A 21,397-nucleotide genomic window follows, 5' to 3' on the forward strand; every position below is an offset into this window, starting at 1 on the left:
GTTAAGTGTATTTGTAGCACCTGTCTTACAAAGAAATATCTCCCGGCTCAATCCCTTATATATCAAGGATTTGAGTACTTTTTATGGTGCAAATTTACTTGAATATACGAGGTGAAACTACTAATGTTTTTTACCAAAGACTGTAACTCTATTAATGAAAATTCTGGTGTAAAAGCCAGCCTTGTATCATCAAAAAAATCTAATAGTTTTGATAATCAGAATAATGACTCTAGCTTCAGTCTGAGTGGTGTAAATAGTTTTAGATCCAGCGATCGCAGTAGTTATACTTCTACGGAAATCGACGCTTTCGGAGGTAAAAACAATTATGCCAAGAAGAGTAGTCTAAGCAACGGGAATGCTACTCAAGCGATCGCTGCTATTCAGCCAGACCTAATAGCACGTACCGTTTCAACTCCCAGTTCTGCCGCAGCTGGCAGTACTATTCAACTGAGCTATGAAATTGAAAACCAAGGCAATGCCAGTGCTGGTTATAGCTATACCAAGTTTTATCTGTCTCAGGATCTCTCTTTAGGGAGTGAAGATATATTTTTAGGCGATGACTATGTTGATAACATCCTATCTGGTTACTACAGATCAGAGTCAACCACACTCACCATCGGCAATAGCGTCGCCGCAGGTAGCTATTATTTGGTGTATCAAGCCGATGGCTATAACTATGTTGCCGAAAGCAACGAAAACAACAACGCTGTTGCTGACGTAATTAATATTACTAAACCAGACCTGATAGTACAAAATACCTCAAATCCCAGTTCGGCGGCGGCTGGAAGTAGCATTCAACTAAACTATCAAATCAAAAACCAAGGCAATGCCAGTGCTGTTGCTAGTAACACCAAGTTTTACCTCTCCCAAGATTTAAATATCGGAAACGAAGATTTGTACTTGGGCTATGACTACGTTAGCGGCATTGCTGCTGGTAGTTATAGTTCCGAGTCAACCACGCTCAGTCTTGGCAGTAACATCACTGCTGGGAATTATTACCTAGCATACATAGCCGATGCTGATGGGAATGTTGCTGAAAGCAATGAAACTAACAACGGTATTGCCGGAGTAATCACCATTACTCCAACTCAAAAATCAGACCTGATAGTTCAAAATACCTCAGCCCCTAGTACAGCATCAGTTGGTAGCACTATTCAACTAAGCTATCAGGTCAAAAATCAAGGCGTTGGTGGTGCTGTTGCAACTACCACCAAGTTTTATATATCCAAAGATACCGCTTTTAGTAATGACGATGTATTGTTAGGCTCAGATGGCGTTAACACTATTGCCGCAGGTGCTACTAGCTCAGAGACTGCATCGCTGATCATTAACAATGCGATCGCTACAGGTAACTATTACTTGCTCTATCAAGCTGATGGTGCAGGAAATGCAGTTGAGAGCAATGAAACCAATAACTTTGCTAGTAAAGCGATCGCTATTACCCAAGCAGACTTAATAATACAAAACGCTGTAGCTCCCAGTACAACAGCCGTTGGTAGCACCATTCAACTGAGCTATCAGGTGAAAAACCAAGGTGTTGGTGGTGCTGTTGCAACTACCACGAAGTTTTATATATCCAAGGATAATGCTTTTAGTAATGATGATGTGTTGCTCGGTTCAGATGCCGTTAACGCTGTTGCCGCAGGTGCTACTAGCTCAGAGACAGCATCGCTGATCATTAACAATGCGATCGCCGCAGGTAACTATTATCTGTTGTATAAAGCCGATGCTAATGGCAATGTTGGCGAAAGTAACGAAACTAATAATATTGTCAGCAAAGCGATCGCTATTAATGGCCCTAAACCAGACCTAATTATCCAAAATATTTCGGCTCCTAGTCTTGTTGACCCCGGTAGCTTAATCACTGTCAATTATCAACTAGCCAATCAAGGTACTGCCAGTGCTAGTTCTAGTACAACGAAGTTTTATCTTTCTAAAGATACGACCTTGAGCGGCGATGACACATACTTAAGCTATTCCCGAAGCTACTTATACTCTGGATTGGGCGCTGGTAAATATAGTTCAGAGTCTTACTCTTTAATACTCAGCAGTAATATTACTTTTGGAAATTACTACCTGCTATTACAAGCCGATGGCAATGGCGAGATTTTTGAAAGTAATGAAAACAACAATGTTACGGCCAAAGCAATTACGATTGCGGCACCAGACCTATTAATACAAAATCCTTCGGCTCCTGCTAGCGCCAACATTGGTACAACAATTCAACTAAGCTATCAGGTGAAAAATCAAGGTAATGGTAAAGCTGGTGTTAACACCACACGCTTTTATCTTTCTAAAGATACCAGCCTCAGTAGTGAGGACATTTCAGTCGGTTCGGATATTATCGGTATCTCTGACATTGCTCCCTCTGCTGTAATTTCCGAGTCTGTATCCCTATACCTTTCCAGCACTATTACTCCCGGTAGTTACTATCTCCTATACCAAGCTGATGGTTTTGGGTCATTGAGAGAAAGCAATGAAAATAACAACGTTGTTGCCAAAGCGATCGTAATTACTGCACCAGACTTAGTAATACAAAATGCTACGTCTGCTGCTAGTAGTGCTGCTATTGGTACTACATTCCTAGTTAATTATCAACTTAAAAACCAAGGTAATGGCAGTGCTGGAGGGAGTAAGACAAGTTTTTATCTTTCACGAGATACAACATTTGGTAACGATGATGATATCAGCTTAGGTACAGAAATTGAGGCTAGTGCTAGTCTGACACCTTCTGCCGTAATTTCTCGCTCTACTTCTATTACGCTTGCTCCTACTATTAGTGCTGGTAAATACTACCTGATATTTAAAGCCGATGGGCCAGGAAATGTCGTTGAAAGCAATGAAGGTAACAACAGCGTTTACATCACCACACCAATTACCTTAAATCCTATCAATGGTGGCGGATTTAACTCAACTACAGGTTATGGCTTAATTAATGCCGCAGCCGCAGTAGCGAAAGCTTTAGGTCAGAGTACGTTTGCTGATGTTCCTGACTTAGATGGTGATAATTGGGGAGCCGATGCAATTAAAGCACCGGAAGTCTGGGCAAAGGGATACACTGGTCAAGGTGTGATCGTCGCTGTAGTAGATAGTGGGGTGGATTACAATCACCCTGACTTGAACGCTAATATCTGGAAGAATACCAAGGAAATCGCTGGTAACGGCAAAGATGATGATGGCAATGGTTACATTGATGATGCCTACGGCTGGAATTTCGTTGGCAACAATAACAATACTCTAGATTTGGTAGATGGTCATGGTACTCATGTTGCTGGTACGATCGCGGCAGTAAAAAATAGCTTTGGTGTTACGGGTATTGCCTATAATGCCAAGATTATGCCAGTGAGAGTTTTTGATGATAATGGCACAAGTAATATTACTGCCATACCTAATGGAATTCGTTATGCAGCAGATAATGGAGCTAACGTCATTAACCTCAGTTTAAAAAGTCCTGCTAGTAATGAGCTACTCTCAGCAATTCAATATGCTGTTAGCAAAGGGGCAATTATCGTCTCAGCATCAGGCAACGATGGTGAGTCAGCACCAAGCTACCCAGCTCGCTATGCTAACCAGTTGGGACTTGCTGTTGGAGCAGTCTACTATGATAGGACATTGGCCTACTTCTCCAATCGGGCTGGAACAACTCCACTCACATACGTTACAGCTCCTGGAGGATACTTTGAAGGTGATGGGGATCTAGGAATTGGTATTTATTCGACACTTCCGGGTAACAAGTATGGTTTTGAAAGTGGAACATCTATGGCAGCTCCCCATGTTGCGGGTGTAGTTGCGCTGATGCTCAGTGCTAAGAAAAGTCTAACTGATGCCCAAGTGCGTCAGATTGTCACAACGACAGCAGCAAATAGCTTGGCATAGAATCATCCCTTAAGTGTCGTTTATCAAAGGTGAAATGCAATTTCTATACGCGGCAGAATGAGCAGCAAATGCCACTCATTCTGCCGCTTTTTTTATAATTAAGCGTATTCTAAATAGCTATTCACAAAAAGCATGATTCTCATAATAATTTTTTGGTAATAGAATTAGCATTTTATTATTAAATTTCATAGTAATTATTAACAATACGGCTTATTCACACGTTAGAACTTTTGTTAAACAAAAGTTCTAAGAATTTTAGCTGTTAAAAAGCATTTCTATTTTTGAGAAAAAACAATTATGCTCAATGATAATACTAATAACAATTTATTTTCTACTAATAAAAGCTTAAATTTTACTTCAATCTCTTCATTAGATACATTTAATACTAAGAATGACACCAGCCTCAACTTAAGCGGACGTAGTAGCTACAACTCAGCCGATTCTCATGTGCAGTTACTAAATAATAGTAACTACGAAAATAACAGTAACGCTACTACTAATGCTTTTACCACGCAAAGTTATAACTCCAACAATGGCTATGGCTTAATTAATGCAGCAGCAGCAGTGGCTAAAGCTACTAATCAGAATACCTTTGCTGATGTTCCCGATCTTGGTGGTAATAATTGGGGAGCAGACCTTGTTAAAGCACCAGAAGTTTGGGCACAAGGATACACAGGTAAAGGCGTTGTTGTCGCTGTTATAGATACTGGGGTTGACTATAACCACGAGGATTTAAAAAATAATATCTGGACGAATACCAAGGAAATTGCAGGTAACGGTATAGATGATGATGGCAATGGCTATATTGATGATAATTACGGCTGGAACTTTGCGGATCAAAACAACAACACGCTAGATAACAATGGTCACGGTACTCATGTTTCTGGCACGATCGCAGGAGAAAATAATAACTATGGTGTCACTGGTATTGCTTATGATGCCAAAATTATGCCTGTCAAAGTTTTGAATGAGTCTGGCTCTGGTTCCTATAGCTCGATATCTAAGGGTATTCGCTACGCTGTGGATAATGGAGCTAATGTGATTAACCTCAGTTTAGGAGGCACATCTTCCAATCGGACTCTGGAGTCAGCCATTAACTATGCCAGTAGCAAAGGAGTGATTGTTGTCATGGCAGCAGGTAATGATGGTGAATCAGAACCAGACTATCCTGCCCGCTATGCCTCCAAGTCGGGAATTGCTGTTGGGGCAGTAGACAAAAATAATAATATGGCTGATTTCTCTAACCGCTCTGGAACAAATCAAATTTCTTATGTCACAGCCCCAGGAGTCAAGGTTTATTCATCAGTTCCGAATAATCAGTATGCCACTTATAGCGGCACATCTATGGCTACTCCCCATGTGGCTGGTGTAGTTGCCCTGATGCTTAGTGCTAACCCCAGCCTGACTGATGCCCAAGTACGTCAGATTGTGGCAGAAACATCAGAAAATAGCACACAAAGTACAAACTCTAGTTTAAATATTTCTAATGTTAGTTCTTTGGCAAAGCAAGTGATGTCTACGACGGGCTACGCAGACACAGCAGCAAATAGTTCACAAATTACAATCTCTACTTTAAATATTTCTAATGTCAGTTCTTTGGCAAAGCAAGTGATGTCTGGCAACAACCTGCTACATATCGATGCACAAACCACAAATTATCTCACACCAGAGACTATTGCTAATTTTAATAATTCCGATGTCGGTTCTCTAATTGGTCAGGCAATTACAGAAACAGCAAAATATCTCACACCAGAGACTATTGCTAATTTTAATAATTCCGATGTCGGTTCTCTAATTGGTCAGACTGTTACAGAAACAGTAAAATATCTCACACCAGAGACTATTGCTAGTTTGAATAATTCTGATGTCGCTTCTCTAATTGGTCAGACTGTTACAGAAACAGTAAAATATCTCACACCAGAGACTATTGCTAGTTTGAATAATTCTGATGTCGCTTCTCTAATCGGTCAGGCAATTACAGAAACACCAAAATATCTCACACCAGAGACTATTGCTATTTTTAATAATTCTGATGTCGCTTCTCTAATCGGTCAGACTATTACAGGCATCAATACGGATAGCAATGATGATAACAAAAATGAGAATAATCTTGATTTTTGGAAACTACTAGAGGGTATGCAAAAACAAATGGATCAGTATAAAAAATTCTTAGGTATCGCTTAAAAATTATAGCGATTTGTAGTTCAGTCAAATATTGCTCGGTTAGAAAAATAAACCAAACCGCTCGTCTGTTGTGAATGAATTTAGGGGTTTAGCATTGCTAAACCCTTACGTTTTAGGTGTGGTTTGTGGGATGCGTAGGCATTGCTTTTGAAATAGCTATAAGAACAAGAGAGGCTATCAATCTACCTAACAGAAAATGCTTCATTGAACCGCCGCGTCACAGGCTCAGTGATGAATGTCAGAATTGACTTTTTACGAGTGACAATTTCACCTGTAGCAGACATACCTGGTGTAAATTCTACCTCTTGACCACGCACATTAACTGAATGTTTATTTAGCTTAATTCTTGTAGGAAAAACTAAACCCAATTCTTTATCAATAATTGCATTTGGACTGACTTGCATAACTTCGCCCTCCACAACGCCAAATTCCTGGAAGGGGAAAGTCGCCATTTTCACTTTTGCTTTCATTCCTTGACGAATAAATCCAATATCGCGGTTAAGAACTTTCACCTCTAGGAGCATTTCTTCCCCTTCTGGCAAAATTGACAGCAATTCTTCACCAGATTGGACTGGCCCCTTGGTAGCTTTGACTCTGTAAATCGTACCTGCAACGGGAGCCTCAATCGTTTCTAAAGCTTGCTGCTTCCTCGCCTGCTCTAATTGACCTTGAACAGTTGTCAGTTCTTCTTTACGTTTGTTGAACTGTGTCAATATTTCACTTTGGCGTTCTGATGCTACACGCTGGGCCTGACTGCGGGCAGAGTTGTAAGCTTGTTCTGCTTGGCGAATTTCTTGGGCTTGGGCAGCAATATCTTTTTCTAATGATGTGACTTTATCTTGAGCCTCTGTTATTCTATTCTGGGCGTTAGTCACTTCATCTTGCGATCTGGTAATTTCTGTCTTTGCACGAGTCAATCTTTCTTGAGCATCCAAGTAATCAACACGAGGTACAGCACCAGTAGTAATTAGGGTGCGTAAGCTTTTTTCCCTTTCTTGTGCAAGTGCCAAATTACTTTCAATTTTAATTCGGATGCTGTCTGCGTTGGCAAGGTTGGTTTTGGCATTAGCAAAGCTGCTTTTGGCATTAGCTAAGTTCTCTTGCAATCGAGTCAAGCGGACTTTGGCTTGATTGATGAGTGCTATTTGGCGATTTGCTTCTGCTTCTGCACCTGCTTGACGTGCTTGGTAGTCTTGCAGGCGGGAAGTTAAAAGTTCATCTTGTAGTTTCGTCCCAGTGGTTTTGCCTCCAAGACGTTCTGCATCCAAACGTTGCAAATCGTCTTGAATCAATCTAGTTGATTTGGCTAGGCGGGAAACATCAGTTATTTGTAAGTCAGGGTCTTTTTGAATCAGAATTTGACCTTTGGTGACGCGATCGCCTTCTTGCACTTTCACACCGACAATTGACCCCCCACCCAAGGATGTCACTGGTCTAACCTGTGTAGAAGCAATTAATTCCCCTGGTGCTGTTGCTACTTCATCTATTTGCGAGAAGTACGCCCAAGCGATCGCTCCAAATACAATGGCGCTCATTGTTCCCGCTAATAATCTCGTGTACAGGGGTGGCAATTCCTGTACCGCCTTCCCTAACTCATAAGTGAGTTGTTCCTCTGGTTGGGCGAATCGCTCTTTTGTCTGACGTGCTTGAGCAGCATTTACCATATATTCTTATCCTTTTTTATTTGTCATTAGTCCTTTGTCCTTTGTCATTTGTTCTTGGTGATTCACTAATGACCAATACTTCGGCTTCGCTCAGTACAAGTGACCAATGACCAATGACTAATGACTGTGTTTAATTCAAACTGCTAGATAACGCCGCAAAAAGTTTTCTAATGTCTCTAATTTGAAGTTAAAAATCGCTTCTAAATTGGCAATTTCATCTTTTGTACAGAAAAATTCGTTTGCTAGCAATGTGCGATAAGTTCCCAAAGCTTTTTGGACTTGGGGATTAAATAGACCCAATGCACCTTGTAACCCATCAATAAAAAATAGTGGTGAATTAATTATTACTGGCTCTTTGGCGAAAATCCGACCAAAAATCCGGGGAATATCTTCTCGTAATAAAATCTCTGGGCCTCCCACTGGTAAAATCTGGTTACGAGCGCCTTCAACTGTCACAGAATCCACTACTATCCTTGCCAAATCATCGGTACTGACAATTGAGCTACGGTTTTTGCGATCGCCAATCAGCAGATACAATCCTGTTTCCCGAAATCGTTCTACCAGTGGCAGCAAGTTAGATGCTAATCCAGATGGGCGTAAAATTGTGTAATTCAAGCCACTAGCTGACAAATATTGCTCTACGGCTCGTTTGGCTTTGAACACAGGCGCGTCTTCATATCCGCGATCGGCTCCCAATACCGAAATGAAGACAAAATGCTCTACGCCGTTGGCTTTTGCTTGGTCAATCAGTTCAATATTGGCGCGGTAATCTAAGGATAAAGCATCGCTATCAGAACCGTGAGCGCTGATAATATACTTCACACCTTGAGTAGCTTTTTGAATATCTTTTTCTCGCAGCAAATCACCGATAAAGATTTCTGCACCCCGGTGTTCTAACTCGTTGTAGCGCGAGGTAAGGCGAACAAATGCCCGCACAGACTGTTCTCGTTGCCGTAGCAGTCGCACAACTCTGCGACCAATTCCTCCAGTTGCTCCAGTTACTAGAAACATATAAATACCTAAATTGAATAGTTGCAGCGTTTATAGTTGTCAAAATGCCCGATATATGATTAAGATATCCCCACGCCAACTAAGCCAATTGGTCACACCTTATTTATCTTAATCTCAAAAAATTATCCCCCACATCTTTGTTGATGCAGGGGATGGGGTAATGGGATTAGTTTTACTGGCTCAAAAAGTCGATAGCTTGTTCAAGTGACATCTTAGCCTTGTGCAAGTTCAGCAAATTCTCTTACTGATATCGGTCAGGATAGCTCATTTTTCTGCCTTCCAAAGTTATCCGAATCAGTGCTGTTTGTTCATCTGTGGGTGAATTCATCTCCTCAATCGCAGAACTGATTACCTGGATAGCGTTAAAGTTAGGGGATTTTAACCCTTTACCTAGCTTCATTTGTTGGAGGGCTAAAAGTGGAAATGCCATCAGAGTTACGATATACGAGGTTTTGTATCCTGCATTCCCGGTAGGTTGTACACCGTATCTCCGACATAAATCGCGTAATTCTTTAATAGTCTTGATTTCAAGTTCGGAACGCGTGAACATAAAATAGTAGTGTCCATTTTTTGAATTGGATATTGGTGGTTGTACTTCCGGCAAGTTGTTACAACCACTAAAAAACAATTTATTGTTTTGGCACCAAGTAAATCAAGTCTTATTTATATTTCTCAATAATGCCTAATCCTAAAGGGAACCCACAAAATTTACAACCAATTAAATCAAATAGAGAAGAATCATTAACAGAAAGAATTAACCTACGCATTACCAAAACTATGAAGGAAGAACTATCTACCAAGGATGACCCTCCAGAATTTTGTCGTCGTGCAATCCAAGAAGCATTAGATAAAGATAGAGAACAGTAATCTCAAAGGGATAGTTGTCACGAGTGTGGAAATTACTGCAATGATTCAGCAATCAAGCATATTGACAAAGTAATATACTTGATTGCTTGCGGAAAACACTGAAATGAGAAAGCAAACTGGGGTTTGAGAAAGCAAACCGGGGTTTGAGAAAGTAAAAGCTTCTTTTGCTTGCGGAAAACACCAAAATGAGAAAGCAAACCGGGGTTTGAAAAAGTAAAAGCTTCTTTTGCTTGCGGAAAACACTGAAATGAGAAAGCAAACTGGGGTTTGAGAAAGTAAAAGCTTCTTTTGAATAAGTCAAATGCCATTTTGCTTATTAAATTCGACTTTAGCGACTCCCAAATAAAAAAATACTGCTTTAGTTGTTACGATTGATTTAGCAATAATTCTAATTAACTGTTCACACCAAACGGTTCGGATAAGGTTTTTTGATGACACGCCCAAGATCGCAAAACCCTGATAAATCGCTGTCTTTACAATAATCAGTCCTTTGTAGAGACGGCGATTTATCGCGTCTCTTGCCTTAACCTGTAAAAAGTTTTCCCAATTTAAAATCCCCCCACATCTTTGTAGATGCAGGGGGGAGTATTAACAATTCAAAATTGTTTCACATGGCGATTTAAACGCTTTGTGCAAACAGCGCACCTCAAAACTATTCAGCAGCTTTGTTATTAGCTCTATTAGCACGCGCCTCAGCCGAAGCCATCACCTCATCCATATTCTCTAGCACTTCACCAGGGAAGTTTTCCAAAACTCTGGTAGAAAGAGCAACCCGCCCTTTACCTTCATCCAAGTCAATAATTACAGCTTTAATTGGCTGACCAACTTTAAATACCTTTTCTAGAGAATCAATGAATTTTTGGCTTACCTGCTTGATATGAAGCAAAGCCCCCATTCCATTTAAATCAACAAACACACCAAAAGGTTTGATGCCAGTAACTTTGCCTTCCACCAGTTGACCTAGTTCTAATAAGCTGAAGTTGCTAGAACGAGTTGCTAATCGCTGAGAAAGGATGAGTTTGTTGGTGTTTTTATTAATTTCCAAAAAGCCCACAGTCAGATTTTGACCTTTGAGTGCGTCTAAGTTATCACGCTCTGCGAGGTGCGATCGGGGAATAAATCCCCGCAAGGAGAGAATATCGACGGTGACACCACCTTTATTAACGCCCATAACCTTTACTTGCACAGTCTGAGCATTTTCCTGCATTTCCGCCAGTCGTTCCCAGATGTGCTGAATTTCCAACTGCTTGCGAGAAAGGGTGACTTGACCTTCTGCATCCTGATCTCGGATAATCAAAAACTGCATTTCCTCTTGCAATGGCAGCACTTCCGATAAATCGGTAACTGCTCTCAAAGAAGCCTCATCGCGCGGTAGAAAAGCTGACGACTTGCCACCAATATCGACATAAGCTCCATCATGGTCAAGTTGGAACACTTTGCCATGTACAACCTGTCCCTTTTGAAACTGGTAGTCGTGTTTTTCTAGCGCTTTGGCAAAATCGTCCATCGTAAATGACGAATTGGCTGTTTGAGAAAGTTTCGATTCGGAATTCATGACTTTTGAAGATTAATTGTTATTTGAGATGGTGCAACTGGGTTTAGATTGTCATTAGTCACTTGTCATTTGTCATTTGTCCTTTATTATTCACTAATGACTAATGACTAGTTCAGTTGACTAAAGAGTTGTTTGGCTTGCTCCCAAGCATCAGCAGCAGCTTTAGGATTATAACTGGCACGAAGGTCACAGAAAAATCCGTGATCAGCTCCATCGTAGCGAAACACACGATGAGGAATTTTATATTTTTCTAACTCTGCTTCAATCTCATCTACTTGTTCGGGTGGGATGCTAGCATCTTCTTTACCAAAGAAGGCATAGAGAGTGCCTGGAATCTCTCTGGTGCGGGTAATAGTGGGAGGGCCACCTCCTGGCGTGCGGGTGGTAATTCCAGCACCGTAGAAGGAAGCCGTAGCTTTAATATCTGGTAAAGTGGCTGCAAGATATGCGACATGACCGCCAAAGCAGAAGCCAATACAGCCAAAACTATCTTTTTTGACTTGAGGCAGATTTTTGAGGTAGTCAATTGCTAATTGAATATCGCTCAATAACTCTGATGCTTGAGTTTGCATAGCATAACCTCTGCCCGTTTCAATATCTTCAGGTGTGTATCCGGTTTCAAAGCCAGGAGCAGTGCGTTGAAAAAGTGCAGGTGCGATCGCTACATACCCAAGTTTGGCAATCCGTTCTGTAACATCCCGAATGTGAACGTTGACACCAAAAATTTCTTGCAATACAACGATTCCCGGGTAAGATCCAGGTTCTTTTGGTTCTGCCAGATATGCTGACACTTGAATATTATCTTGCAAAAGATTAACCGTTGTGGTAATTATTGCTTGCTCTGCCATAATAATTTTTACCCGTGTTATGTGATTAACGGTGTGTTTGTTTGATATAACTATGCCAGTATGCTGAGGTTATTTCCAATAGAATTACCAAATACCATAGTGAGCGCATTAAAAATTTCTACCAGAAAAATTTTATTTGTAAATCAAATATTTTGATATGTAGCAAATACAGCTGGTCACTAAAGGAGTGCTATGTATAGAAGTAACACTTAATACCCCAAAGTCAGCACTTATCACTCAGCACTTAGTATTCAGGAGGTTTGGTGGTGATTCAATTCCGTATTCAGCCAGACAGCGAAATTCCCGCATCAACCCAGCTGTTTAATCAAATCCGCTTTGCGATCGCTTCGCGGCAATATCCCCCTGCTTACAAATTGCCAAGCACAAGAGCGCTGGCAATGCAAACGGGATTACACCGTAATACCATTAGCAAAGTTTACCGTCAACTGGAGGAAGACGGATTTGTTGAAAGTATGGCTGGTTCGGGTATTTATGTTCGTGCCCAAGGTCATGAGGGCGGTAGTAGGCTGCAATCACCAATTCTCAAACAAAATCCTGACGCATATCAAGTTGTCCAGCAAGCACTTGACGATCTGCTCTCTCAAGGATGTTCGCTCAATCAAGCCAGAGAGCTATTTTTAGCGGAAATCGACTGGCGCTTGCGTTGTAGTGCGCGGGTACTGGTTGCAGTTCCATCCTATGATATGGGTGCTGGTGAATTGATGGTCTATGAATTGGAGCGATCGCTAAAAATACCAGTCCAGTTAGTAGCAATGGAAGAATTAACAGCAGTGTTAGATAAAACTACCTCTGCAACAGTAGTCACAAGTCGATATTTTATCAGTAATGTGGAAGCGATCGCAGCCCCTAAAGCTGCACGAGTAATTCCTCTGGATATCTACGACTACAGCAAAGAACTCAGCCTCTTGAAAACCCTACCAAAAGAAAACTGTGTAGGCATAGTTAGCCTCAGTTCCGGGATTGCACGAGCAGCAGAAGTCATCCTCCACGGTCTGCGGGGAGATGAACTACTAGTAATGACTTCGCAACCAAAAGATGCCTATAAACTTCAGGCTATGGTTAAACGGGCTGAGGTCATCATCAGCGATCAAGCCAGTTTTGCAGCCGTGCAAGCAGCCGTGCAAGCATCTGATGAAGATATTATTCGTCCCCCAAAGCTGATTAAGGTTGAAAATTATATCGGTACTAACTCGATTAACTTGCTCAAACGAGAACTAGGTTTGAGTTAATTACGACTTACGTAAAATACTCTCAAACTCTCATTTCTCTGTGTTCTCTGCGCCTCTGTGGTTCGTTATTCTGGAACTAGTGCAGAACACCTTTGAGAACAACCAATACAGGAGGGCTAAGGTAGTGCAGATTGTGATTGTAGGCGCAGGCCCAACAGGTGTAACCCTTGCCCTGCTCCTTACACAACGTGGTATTGCTGTAACCTTAATTGAAGCAGCAAAAGACTTTCATCGTGTTTTTCGCGGCGAAGGATTAATGCCCAGTGGATTAGATGCACTAGAGCAAATGGGTCTATCGCCATTGTTAGAGCATATTCCCCACCGACAACTCGACGCATGGGAATTCATTGTGGGGGACAAGCAATTGTTTCGAGTCGAAGAACCAATGGGGGCAACCCGACCCTGTACACTGGTTTCACAACCACCGCTACTCAAAGCACTGATTTCGGAAGCTCAAACCAATGATGGGTTTGAATTTATCCAGGGTGTTCCAGTCAAAGATTTACGTTGGAGTAATCAACGTGTCGCAGGTGTAGTATTGAGCGATGGCAGAGAACTTACTGCTGACCTAGTGATTGGGGCAGATGGTCGAAATTCTCTTGTACGACAACGTATAGGATTGGAATTGGTACGCCAGCCCAAAAATATTGATATTCTCTGGTTTAAACTTGCCGCCAGCCCTGAATTTGCAGCCGATAATGTTTTTCGTACTATTGTAAATGGCGATCGCGTATTTACCATCTTTCACGGAGCAGAAGCAGGAAAACTGCATCTAGCTTGGGTGATGTCCGCAACCGAAAACACTGACTTCAAGCAAGCTAACTGGGCAGAGACTTTTGCTTCATTATCACCCTCATGGCTAGCAGAACATTTCCGTAATCATGCAGACACCATTGAATCCCCGATTCGGCTTTCTGTTGTAGTTGGTTATTGTCCACAATGGCACGCACCAGGGGTATTGCTTTTGGGTGACGCGGCACACCCAATGTCTCCTGTCCGCGCTCAAGGAATTAATTTAGCATTGCGTGATGTGATTGTCGCTGCTAATCACCTTGTGCCGTTGTTGCACAAAGAAGCAGAACACCAGGACATTGATATGGCACTATCGCACATCCAAGCAGAACGTGAGCCAGAAATTATCCGCGCCCAGCAACTCCAGTTACAGGAAGCTAAACAAGGCGAACTACTGCGAAAAAATGCACTGTTGCGATCGCTGTTGAGTCAACTCGCTCCCTTGCTCCGTAAAATAATTAAAAAGTCTTGGTTAAAACGACAATATAAAATGCGTCAAGGTATCACACAAGTTCATTTAACTGTGTAAAAAACCGCCAGAAGTTATTTAACTTGTGGCTGTGGAATATTAATTTGCAAAAATTCTTGCACCACTTGCATATAAGTTGGAGCATCTTCCAACATTGGGAAATGTGCTGTGTTAGGAATCATCACAAACTTAACTTTGTCATTCAGTCCAGCTGCTTTACGCCCCATCTCGGCTGGGATAATTTTGTCATACTCTCCCGCCACGAGCAGAGTCGGTACTGTCAGCTTGGCAAACTCAAGCGGCATCACTTCAGATTGAGCTTTACTAACGGAAGTAAAAATTGTACCCAAAGCTGCATCGTAATCTGCTTCAAGAAAATCTTGTAAAAAAGCTTGGCGTTCAGAATGTGGTATTGAACTATATAAAAATCTCGCCATAAACATCCGGTCAACAAATGGAATTTTGCTCAACCACTTGGGACGGAATTTCACCACATAGCCACCGAATTTATGAAAGGCACTAAAAGATTTTTCGTCGTACTCAAAAATGCCGCTACAGGTTAAAATTCCTCGTTCTACTCGTTGGGGGTAGCGGTTAAAAAATAAAGTAGCAACAGACGCGCCCATCGAGTGAGCATTGATATAGACACGCTGAAGATGCAGCCCATCTAACAAAGCTGCCAAATCATCAGCGTATTCTTCTAATTCATAACTTAACTCTCTGATTGCCTCTGATTCTTCCTGCGGGGACTTAGAGTCAGCAACAGCTTCACTTGCTTGAGCTATGGTTGGCTTACCACCAGAACGGCCAAATCCCCGCATATCGTAGAGTAAACAATCAAATTGCTCTGATAAAGCATTAGCGGTATTTTGCCAATACCTAGCCGAACCAGCCCAACCGTGCATAAAAACCATTACTGGTTTTACCAAAGAACCAGATTGTTTTTTCACCCATTCATAGTAATGGTCAACGCCACGAACTTTAATATAAGGCATTAGTCATTAGTCCTTTGTCAGTTGTCATTAGTCATTTTCCCTTATTACATGGTTATTAGTCTTTAGTTTTTGACTAATAACCAATGACTAATGACTAATTACTAATGACTATTAGGCTGACTCTGGTTTCGGTAATGAAGATGGATGGATTATCAGTTCGGCAGTCGATCGCTTCTCGACCATCTCCCGTGTTACTGTACAGCGTGTCACATCCTTACGGGATGGTAACTCGTACATTACATCCAGCATAAGTTCTTCGACAATGCCCCGTAGCGCTCTTGCACCAGTTTTACGGCGGTAGGCTTCTTGAGCGATCGCTCGTAAAGCATCTGGTTTAAAATCTAACTGGACATTATCCATCTTCAGCAGTTTTTGGTACTGCTTCACTAAGGCGCTGCGTGGCTGGGTGAGAATCGCCATTAGCGCTTCTTCATCTAGCGGATCTACTACTGCTACCATTGGCACGCGTCCAATAAATTCTGGAATCATGCCAAATTTTACTAGATCGTCCGGCGCTAGATGGCGGAGAGTATCTGCTGCCCGCTTTTCTTTCGTTTGGCCTTCTCCAGGTTGCACAAAGCCTATTGCTTTTTTGCCAACTCTCTGATCTACAACCTTTTCTAAGCCTACGAAAGCACCACCACAGACAAACAAAATATTACTTGTATCAATCTGGATACAGTCTTGATAGGGATGCTTGCGCCCTCCTTGGGGTGGTACATTGGCGATCGTTCCCTCTAACATTTTCAACAAGGCTTGCTGCACGCCTTCGCCAGAAACGTCGCGGGTAATTGACGGGTTCTCACTCTTACGAGCAATTTTGTCAATTTCATCAATGTAGATAATTCCTCGTTGCGCTTCCTCTATATCCAAATCTGCCACTTGCAACAGTCGCAGCAAGATATTTTCCACATCTTCTCCCACATAACCTGCTTCCGTCAGCGTCGTAGCATCGGCGACGGCAAAAGGTACATCCAGGATTTTCGCTAAGGTTTGCGCTAAGAGAGTTTTGCCGCAACCAGTTGGGCCGATTAACAAAATGTTGGACTTTTGCAGTTCTACAGCATCATCCGCCCCACCTTTGCCACTGGCTTTAGACTGAATGACTGCCAACCGCTTGTAGTGATTGTAAACGGCTACTGACAGGACTTTCTTGGCTTCGTCTTGACCAATAACGTGTTCGTCTAGATACTTTTTAATCTCTCTTGGCTTGGGTATTTGATTAAACGAAATACTAGAAGATTGAGTACGCCGTTTTTGAGGTGGTTCTGCTCTCGGTGCGGGTTGTGCTGCCGCACCATTGGTATCGAGTAACTCTTCGTCTAGTATTTCATTACACAAGTCAACGCATTCATCGCAGATGTAGACTCCCGGCCCTGCGATTAATTTACGCACCTGCTCCTGAGACTTGCCGCAAAACGAACATTTTAAATGGGAGTCGTACTTAGACATACCAGCCTCTTATTTCAGAATGGTGACGTTTTCCCCTGCTGTGGGAAGATTTTGCCTGGAAATGACCTGATCAATCAAACCGTAGTTTTTCGCCTCTTCTGCCGACATGAAAAAGTCGCGCTCAGTATCTGCTTCAATTCTTTCTAAGGGTTGACCAGTATGATGAGCCATTAACTGATTCAACTTAGCCTTAACGTAAAGAATTTCTCTGGCTTGAATTTCAATGTCAATAGCTTGACCTTGAGCGCCACCAAGTGGTTGGTGAATCATAATCCGGGAGTCAGGCAGAGACATTCGCTTACCGGCAGCCCCTGCTGTTAACAAAAATGCCCCCATACTCGCGGCTAATCCAAAACAGATGGTAACAACATCAGGGCGAATTTGCTGTATTGTATCATAGATTGCCATCCCTGCGTAGACCGAGCCACCAGGAGAATTAACATACATTTGAATGTCTTTCTCTGAGTCTTCGGAATCTAGGAATAACAATTGAGCCACAATTGAGTTGGCTACGGCATCGTCTATTGGCGTTCCCAAAAAGATAATCCGCTCTCGCAGCAGGCGGGAGTAGATGTCGAAAGCCCTTTCCCCCATGCCAGACTGTTCTACCACCATCGGCACGATGTTGCTAGGGCTGTTCAACTGGGAGTTAATGTTTATTCGACTTTGGTTGCTGATGGGGTAGTTTCCCGACTGCGATACAAACATACAGGCTTTCTGTGACGATAATTTAGGACAGATGTTTCAGCAGCAAATGCTGCCTTTTCGACGAATGGAATTTTTATAGCTACGTGTTAACCATTATGCCTCATATAACTTCCTCTCGTGTAACACAGTATCAAGCTCAGTCCATAACATGTGTCACAATTTGCCAAAAATTCATTAATTCTTTAAATTATTTTGACTTTATCTCAGTGGGTATTGAGGATTGGTTATTTTTGTCCCTGCTCCCTTACCTTACCCATTTCACCAGTACTTTAACTCAGGACTGGTGAACTTATGGCTTTGGGATTTTTTATTATCCTTCTGTGACTTCTGTTGTAGAAGGTTCGCTGATTTCTTCCTCTGTCTGAGATACATCAGCATCAGATTCTGCGGCTTCCGTTTCCTCAGAGGGACTCAAGGAGCCTTCGGGTACAAGTTCAACTGAGGAATGTTCTAAGAGCCAATCGATGGTTTTTTCGGTTAATAGTTCGTTTTCCACGATGGAGCGCAGTCTATCTTCATCAACCTCTTTTTCTTCTGGGTACTGTTCCAAAAGTTCTTTGACTCTGGCTGCAATTTCTTCTGGTGTTACCTCAATAGATTCGCGTTTACCGACTTCCCGCAAGGACAAAGAACGTTTGATGCGTTCGATGGCCTCAGTACGCGATCGCTCCCGCAATTGAGGAATAATATCTTGAGTAAACAACTTCCTCACATCTAATCCCTGCTGAGACAGGCGCATTGCTGTTTGCGTTAGCATTGCATCCACTTCTTGTTCAACCAAGGTTAGTGGTAAGTCAACTTCTACGTGCTTAAGCAGTTCCGTTAACAAGGCTTCCTGCTTATTTGTTTTTGTTTTGTCATCCGCCTCTTTTTGATATCGCTCTACCAAAGAAGCGCGTAACTCCTCTAAGGTTTCAAAATCGCTGATTTCCTGGGCGAAATCGTCATTTATTTCTGGTAGTTCCTTTTCCTTCAGTTCTTTGAGCGTCACTGTGAAAGTTGCTGCTTTTCCAGCTAAATCCTCATTAGCATAAGGATCTGGGAACTGAGCCGCGATTTCTCTAGTTTCTTCAGGATTCATCCCTACTATTCCCGATATAAAGCCTGGGATAAACTTATCTTCCTGCAATTCAACTTGAAAATCAGTTGCTTCGGCTCCCGGAATAGGTTCTAGTTCGGCTGTTTCGTCTTCACCCTCGGCTTTAGCAAATGAGCCTTTAAAATCGACTACGGCAATATCACCGATTTGGGCTGAACGTCCTTCCACAGGAATTAATGTCGCTAATTCTTGACGTTCCTTCTCAAGGGTACTATCCACTCGTTCTGGATCGTACTTGACTTCTTCGGCTTGGAAAAGCAAATCAGTGTACTGCACTATATTTACTTCTGGTTCTACATCGACAGCGGCCGAAATCGTCAGAGGTTTTCCAGGTTCATAATTATTAATCAAATCCTCAAATGAGGAGCGCAATTGCGGCTGACCGATTGCCGGGATAGCTTCTTGTTTAACTGCTTGCTCAATGCCGTCTTGAATTAGTTCTTCCAGCGCTGCTGCCTTGATACGAGTTGTACCCAGCCTTTGTAGTAATATCGGCCGAGGTACCTTGCCTTTACGAAACCCAGGAATATTGGCAGTACTCGCTAAGTTTTTAATGACCTGTTCGTAAGTTTGCTTGGTAATTTCCGGCGTAATCTCTATTTCCAGGCCAATTTGGCTGGCGGGAAGTTTTTCCTGGGTAACTTTCATGCTTCGTCTCTAGTTTTCTGGTATTTTAATCTCCGAGTACACACAAGACGCAATAATTTTTCGCGTTTATGGCTTGATGTCTCTTAGGGAGGAGGGGGAGTTTGTCACAAGGCTTTATGACATCCAAGGATGGATTGTGTGTCTTGGCACAGAGATCCAGTTTACTGCCAATGGCCAAGGACTTGACAATTTACCGTCATAACAATTATTGACACTCCCAGGGCTAAGAACGTCTGGGGTTTCTTGCCTAATATTTGTAATAAGCGCTGAATCATTGCGGATTGGGAAGATTTTTATCCTTATTCCCCAGTCCGTAATTTTCAGTTAGTCTGAATTTAGCACTGGAAAGTCAAGAATTCATTATTCGGTGGGCTAAGACCGTGATATTCTGATTTTCAGTCAGTAGTTTATTACTTCAAAGTTATAGCATTGAGTCTAGCTATATTTTGGTACAGGATTAAACAGGCTGCCTAGCCGCATAGCTCGATTTTATCGGTTGCGAATTTTATACCATTTGCATCATAGTACATTCATCGTGCTGGCAACTCACTTTACAGCCAAGACGTTTATTCACCTTACAGGTCAAATGTCTAAGTGCAGATATATGTATTTTTCTGCTAGATGGCGCTTTGTTGTACAATAATATAATATAGTTTAGATAAATGAATAAAGTTGGATGGCGGTTGTTGTCAAATGCAACATCACTTAACTTATTAAATAACCTACGTAAATAAATTTATTAAATCTACTAAAGATAGACTAAATTAGAGAAAATCTCAATCTATTCAAAATTAATTTCAAGACTGCGATCGCTATTTAAATATAAATAAATTGTCAATTGTTCCAAAAAATTGCAGATAAGTCTCTTAAAGGAGGAAGCAAGTTTGTCGAAATCCTATCGTTTAGCTATTTTGGGAGCTACTGGTGCAGTTGGCACAGAGTTGCTGGAATTATTAGAAAGCCGTAATTTTCCGATTGCTGACTTGAAGTTATTGGCATCAGAGCGGAGTGCTGGGCGATCGCTACGGTTTAAAGGGGAAAATATCCCAGTAGAGCCAGTGAGCGATCGCGCCTTTGAAAATGTCGATATAGTACTAGCTAGCGCGGGTGGTTCCACATCTAAGGCTTGGGCAGCAGTTGCCGTGGCAAAGGGTGCAGTGGTAATTGACAACTCCAGTGCCTTTCGGATGAACCCAGAAGTTCCTCTAATAGTGCCAGAAGTTAATCCACAAGCCGCAGCCAATCACCAAGGCATTATTGCTAACCCCAACTGCACAACGATTTTGATGACTGTGGCAGTATGGCCATTGCATAAAGTTAAACCAGTGCAACGTATCGTGGCTTCAACCTACCAATCTGCTAGTGGCGCAGGGGCTAGGGCAATGGCAGAAGTCAAAGCCCAAACAAGCGCTATACTACAAGGACAGCCGCCAGTTGCTGAGGTATTGCCTTACCCATTGGCATTTAATTTATTTCCCCACAACTCACCATTAAATGATTTGGGTTATTGTGAGGAAGAGATGAAAATGGTCAACGAAACCCGAAAAATATTTGGCACGCAGCAAATCAGAATCACTGCGACCTGTATACGGGTTCCCGTACTCCGCGCCCATTCAGAAGCCATTAATTTAGAATTTGAGACTCCCTTTAGTGCTGAGGAAGCCAGAGAAATTTTAAATTCCTCCCCTGGAGTGAAATTGGTAGAAGATTGGGAAACTAATCATTTTCCGATGCCAATTGAAGCAACAGGTAGAGATGAAGTTTTAGTGGGAAGAATCCGTCAGGACATTTCTCATCCTTGTGGCTTGGAATTATGGTTGTGCGGCGACCAAATCCGCAAAGGCGCAGCATTGAATGCAATACAAATCGCCGAGTTACTGGTAGAAAAAAATCTACTCAAACCATTAGCTATTAGTCATTAGTCATTGGTCATTGGTAAGTGACAAAGGACAAATGACAAATGACACTTGAAAGCAATT

15 protein-coding genes are annotated in these 21,397 nt (G+C 42.1%); 6 read left to right on the forward strand and 9 right to left on the reverse strand.

The features are described 5' to 3' along the window. The first annotated feature begins 123 nt into the window (after window positions 1–123). On the forward strand, window positions 124–3,876 hold the full coding sequence (locus ACFFRD_RS24850; protein WP_392478115.1) for a CARDB domain-containing protein: 3,753 nt from the start codon (window positions 124–126) through the stop codon (window positions 3,874–3,876). 297 nt (window positions 3,877–4,173) lie between these two features. Then, complete coding sequence (locus ACFFRD_RS24855) at window positions 4,174–6,060, forward strand: S8 family peptidase (RefSeq protein ID WP_392478116.1); 1,887 nt, start codon at window positions 4,174–4,176, stop codon at window positions 6,058–6,060. A gap of 182 nt (window positions 6,061–6,242) precedes the next feature. Here ACFFRD_RS24855 and ACFFRD_RS24860 read toward each other — a convergent pair whose 3' ends face one another. From ACFFRD_RS24860 to ACFFRD_RS24870, 3 genes are all read right to left on the reverse strand, one after another. Continuing rightward, on the reverse strand, window positions 6,243–7,724 hold the full coding sequence (locus tag ACFFRD_RS24860) for an HlyD family efflux transporter periplasmic adaptor subunit (RefSeq protein WP_114085555.1): 1,482 nt from the start codon (window positions 7,722–7,724) through the stop codon (window positions 6,243–6,245). A gap of 135 nt (window positions 7,725–7,859) precedes the next feature. Further along, window positions 7,860–8,735: an SDR family oxidoreductase gene (locus ACFFRD_RS24865; RefSeq protein ID WP_392478118.1), complete on the reverse strand. Its 876-nt coding sequence runs from the start codon at window positions 8,733–8,735 to the stop codon at window positions 7,860–7,862. Between the two features lie 241 nt (window positions 8,736–8,976). After that, window positions 8,977–9,285 (reverse strand): hypothetical protein, encoded by a 309-nt coding sequence (locus tag ACFFRD_RS24870; protein WP_392478120.1) that lies wholly within the window; start codon window positions 9,283–9,285, stop codon window positions 8,977–8,979. Window positions 9,286–9,413: 128 nt separating this feature from the next. Between ACFFRD_RS24870 and ACFFRD_RS24875 the strand changes: the two genes are divergently transcribed. Next, entirely contained in the window at window positions 9,414–9,602 is a 189-nt protein-coding gene (locus ACFFRD_RS24875) for a hypothetical protein (RefSeq protein WP_190962586.1), read from the forward strand. A gap of 652 nt (window positions 9,603–10,254) precedes the next feature. Here the strand turns inward: ACFFRD_RS24875 and ACFFRD_RS24880 are convergent. Beyond that, on the reverse strand, window positions 10,255–11,157 hold the full coding sequence (locus ACFFRD_RS24880) for a S1 RNA-binding domain-containing protein (protein ID WP_114085550.1): 903 nt from the start codon (window positions 11,155–11,157) through the stop codon (window positions 10,255–10,257). A 107-nt stretch (window positions 11,158–11,264) separates the two neighbouring features. Continuing rightward, the gene (locus tag ACFFRD_RS24885; RefSeq protein WP_392478122.1) at window positions 11,265–12,005 is read right to left on the reverse strand and encodes a dienelactone hydrolase family protein; all 741 of its coding nucleotides are present in this window, start codon (window positions 12,003–12,005) and stop codon (window positions 11,265–11,267) included. 266 nt (window positions 12,006–12,271) lie between these two features. Here ACFFRD_RS24885 and ACFFRD_RS24890 point away from each other — a divergent pair, with 266 nt between their 5' ends. Both ACFFRD_RS24890 and ACFFRD_RS24895 read left to right on the forward strand, forming a co-directional pair. Beyond that, entirely contained in the window at window positions 12,272–13,255 is a 984-nt protein-coding gene (locus ACFFRD_RS24890) for a GntR family transcriptional regulator (protein ID WP_114085559.1), read from the forward strand. Window positions 13,256–13,379: 124 nt separating this feature from the next. After that, window positions 13,380–14,576 carry an FAD-dependent monooxygenase gene (locus ACFFRD_RS24895; protein WP_392478124.1) on the forward strand — a complete coding sequence of 399 codons (1,197 nt, stop codon included), beginning with the start codon at window positions 13,380–13,382 and terminating at the stop codon, window positions 14,574–14,576. A 14-nt stretch (window positions 14,577–14,590) separates the two neighbouring features. Here ACFFRD_RS24895 and ACFFRD_RS24900 read toward each other — a convergent pair whose 3' ends face one another. The 4 genes from ACFFRD_RS24900 to tig all read right to left on the reverse strand — a co-directional run bounded on the left by ACFFRD_RS24900 (window position 14,591) and on the right by tig (window position 19,418). Continuing rightward, a complete protein-coding gene (locus tag ACFFRD_RS24900) occupies window positions 14,591–15,511 on the reverse strand; it encodes an alpha/beta fold hydrolase (protein ID WP_392478126.1) in 921 nt (306 codons plus the stop codon). A gap of 111 nt (window positions 15,512–15,622) precedes the next feature. Beyond that, window positions 15,623–16,963, reverse strand: coding sequence for an ATP-dependent protease ATP-binding subunit ClpX (gene clpX / locus ACFFRD_RS24905; RefSeq protein WP_114085547.1), 1,341 nt, complete (start codon window positions 16,961–16,963; stop codon window positions 15,623–15,625). A 9-nt stretch (window positions 16,964–16,972) separates the two neighbouring features. Further along, window positions 16,973–17,671 (reverse strand): ATP-dependent Clp endopeptidase proteolytic subunit ClpP, encoded by a 699-nt coding sequence (gene clpP, locus ACFFRD_RS24910; protein ID WP_114085546.1) that lies wholly within the window; start codon window positions 17,669–17,671, stop codon window positions 16,973–16,975. A 310-nt stretch (window positions 17,672–17,981) separates the two neighbouring features. Next, entirely contained in the window at window positions 17,982–19,418 is a 1,437-nt protein-coding gene (gene tig / locus ACFFRD_RS24915; RefSeq protein ID WP_392478128.1) for a trigger factor, read from the reverse strand. An 884-nt stretch (window positions 19,419–20,302) separates the two neighbouring features. On the opposite strand from tig, the gene ACFFRD_RS24920 reads away from it, so the two are divergent. Then, window positions 20,303–21,340 (forward strand): aspartate-semialdehyde dehydrogenase, encoded by a 1,038-nt coding sequence (locus ACFFRD_RS24920; RefSeq protein ID WP_392478130.1) that lies wholly within the window; start codon window positions 20,303–20,305, stop codon window positions 21,338–21,340. Window positions 21,341–21,397 lie beyond the last annotated feature (57 nt).

The organism is Nostoc sp. C110 (genome assembly GCF_043099725.1).
Taxonomy (GTDB): domain Bacteria; phylum Cyanobacteriota; class Cyanobacteriia; order Cyanobacteriales; family Nostocaceae; genus Nostoc; species Nostoc muscorum_A.